Annotated in this window: 1 protein-coding gene and 1 pseudogene; both read left to right on the top strand. The window is 64.4% G+C overall.

The features are described from left to right. Nucleotides 1-2,643, top strand: a 2,643-nt coding sequence (locus tag ACLFKU_RS42875) for a TonB-dependent receptor domain-containing protein (RefSeq protein WP_410853274.1), incomplete at its 5' end; no start/stop codon positions are given. 226 nt (nt 2,644-2,869) lie between these two features. Beyond that, nucleotides 2,870-3,161, top strand: a pseudogene (locus ACLFKU_RS42870) (hypothetical protein); the annotation flags it as partial.

Below are 3,161 nucleotides of genomic sequence, written 5' to 3'. Positions count from 1 at the left end.
TCCGAAGTGGGCAAGACCGTCAGCCTGCAGCAGATCCAGACCACCCCGCAGGTGTCGCGCAACTTCCTGGAATTCGCCGACGCGGTGCCGGGCCTGATCTTCACCCGTGATGCCAAGGGCAACACCTCCCTGCGTGGCGGTGCCACCAACTCCGATGGCACCAACGTCTACATCGACGGCGTGGGCCAGAAGAGCTACGTCAAGGGCGGCGGCGTGGCCGGCCAGTCCGGCAGCGCCGGCAACCCCTTCCCGCAGCTGGCGATCGGCGAATACAAGGTCATCAGCGGCAACTACAAGGCCGAATACGGCCAGGTGTCGAGCGCGGCCGTGACCGCGGCCACCAAGTCCGGTACCAACGAGTTCAAGGGTGAGACCTTCTACCGTTACACCAACGAGGACATGCGCGCCAAGACCCCGGCCGAGCGCCAGGGCGGCAAGGACAAGATGGTCTCGGCCGAAAAGGAATACGGCTTCGCACTGGGTGGCCCGATCATCCAGGACAAGGCGCACTTCTTCGTGACCTACGAAGCCAAGCGCTTCGACCTGCCGGTCACCATCGCGCCGGACGGCGCGGTAACCAGTGCCGCCGGTCTGCTGCCGGCCGACGGCGCCGCAGGCCTCGGCCCGGCCAGCCAGCCGTTCCAGCAGGATCTGATCTTCGGCAAGATCGACTTCGAGCCGACCGACAACGATCGCATCGAGCTGACCTTCCAGGACCGTGACGAAACCCAGTCGCAGTTCAGCGGCCAGACCTCGCCGGAAGCCGGCCGTGAAGTGGTCAACACCGACCGTCGTTACGCCCTGCGCTGGAACCACAGCGGCGAGCGTTACTACAACGAGCTGATGGTCACCCACGAAGATTCGTTCAACAACCCGACCCCGCTGACCCTGGCCAACGGCATCACCTACACCGCACCGGACGGCACCGAAGACCGCACCGTGGTGAAGATCGGTGGCGCATCGGCACTGGATTCGCAGGTGAAGGGCCAGAAGGGCTGGTCGATCGAAGACAACCTGACCCTGGACGGCATCGAGTGGCAGGGTGACCACACCATCAAGATGGGTGCCAAGTACAAGCAGATCGACCTGTACGCATCCGATGCCGCGCAGATCAATCCGACCTTCACCTACAGCCTGGGCGATCCGGACTTCCCGTCGTCCATTCCGTACAAGGCGCAGTTCGTCAAGCCGGTGACCGGCGTGTCGGGCGTGTCGGGCGAAGTGCGTTCGAAGTCCAAGCAGATCGGCCTGTTCATCCAGGACGACTGGCAGGTCAACGACCACCTGCAGCTCAACCTCGGCCTGCGCTGGGACTACGAGAAGACCCCGGCCTACCTGGACTTCGTGACCCCGCAGCAGGTGGTCGACGCGATCTACTCGCAGGATCCGCGCGCGGCCGCTGGCCAGACCTACGCCGATTCGCTGGCACTGGGTGGCCTGAACATCGGCGACTACATCAGCAACGGCCACAACCGCAAGGCGTTCAAGGATGCCTGGCAGCCGCGCCTGGGCTTCTCGTATGACATCAACGCCGACGAGCAGCACGTGTTCCACGGTGGTGCGGGTCGTTCGTACGACCGCGATCTGTTCGACAACCTGCAGCTGGAAACCACCAAGCTGGCCCTGCCGCAGCCGACCATCTACTTCCGCAACCCGGCGACCGGCACCTGCATCGACGGCCAGGCCGCCTGCTATGACTGGAACCCGAACCTGCTCAACGGCATCGGCAACCTGCAGGCCCTGGTCGGTTCGACCAGCAATGCCGGCCTGGAAGTCGACCTGCTGAACAACAACCTCAAGGTGCCGTACTCGGATCAGTTCAGCTTCGGCATGAGCAACCAGGTCGGTGACTGGCTGACCGATGCCACCATTTCCCGCACCCTGAGCTACGACGGCTTCGCCTTCACCCTGGGCAACCGTTACCCGACCGGCCAGTTCTTCGATGACCCGCGCCTGTGCGGCGGCACCGAGCCGGGCCTGGGCCAGGCCTGGAGCTGCAACGTGCCGGGCTTCGGCAGCCTGATCATCGGCCAGCAGGGCATCAAGACCCGTGCGACCCAGGTCCTGCTGTCGGCGCAGAAGCCGTTCACCCAGGAAAGCGGCTGGGGCACCTCGGTGGCCTACACCTGGACCACCGCGCGCCACAACCGTGACATCAACGAAAAGTACGCGTTCGACCGCGGCCTGATCGAAGATTATCCGACCATCCGCTCCAACGGCGCGCCGCGCCACCGCCTGGTGGTCACCGGTTCGTACGCGGGCTTCTGGGGCATCACCTTCGGTGGCAAGGTCACCCTGGCCACCCCGACCGCCGTCAACGACTGGTACCCGGTGCCGCAGGCCAGCGGCTACAACCTGCCGACCCCGCAGGCAGCTGTGCCCAACGCCAATGGCAAGTTCCTGCTGGGTGGCAAGATCTTCGGCTACCGTTCGGTCGATCTGCAGGCGACGAAGACGTTCAAGATGCCGGGCGAGACCGAGCTGTACGCGCGCATCGACATCATCAACGTGTTCAACTTCGACAACTTCTCGACCTACAACTACGTGAAGACCAACGGCAAACTGCAGGCCAGCTACAACGAGACCGGCGACATCATCGGTACGCCGCGTCAGGTCAAGGCCGAAGTCGGCTTCCGCTTCTGATGCAGCAACGGCCCCGTCCTCGGACGGGGCCGGTTTCATGGCAATGGCTGGCCCTCGGGCCAGTCCATTGTCCAGGCCGGTGCCACGGAGGGTGGCAGCGGCCTGGGCAATGACCCGCCGCTTTCGACCACGCATGCGTGGTTTTTTAAAGCGGCGTTCTGTAAACGATTTCAGGTCATTGGACGTTATGCTTCCCAGTCACGAACACCGCACAAGGAGTTGGCCCATGCAGGCACGCCACCTGTTGACCGCTGCGACGATCAGTCTCGCCGCCGCTGCCTGTCAGCCGCAGGCCCAGCAGGAGCCGGCCAAGCCGAAGCCGCCCGTGATCCTGGTCGAGGCGGATGTGCCGCCGCGGCCGATGAAGCCGGAGCTGCCGCCGCTGTTCGACGATATCGAACGCCGCACCTTCCAGTTCTTCTGGGATACCACCAACGAGGTCAACGGGCTCAGCCCGGACCGTTACCCGTCGCGTCCGTTCGCCAGCATCGCCTCGGTGGGTTACGCGCTGACGGCGT

It is taken from the genome of Paraburkholderia sp. EG304 (genome assembly GCF_046543485.1).
GTDB lineage: Bacteria > Pseudomonadota > Gammaproteobacteria > Burkholderiales > Burkholderiaceae > Paraburkholderia > Paraburkholderia youngii.
The sequence above is the reverse complement of the archived record's forward strand: the minus strand, read 5'-3'. Positions and strand labels throughout refer to the sequence as shown.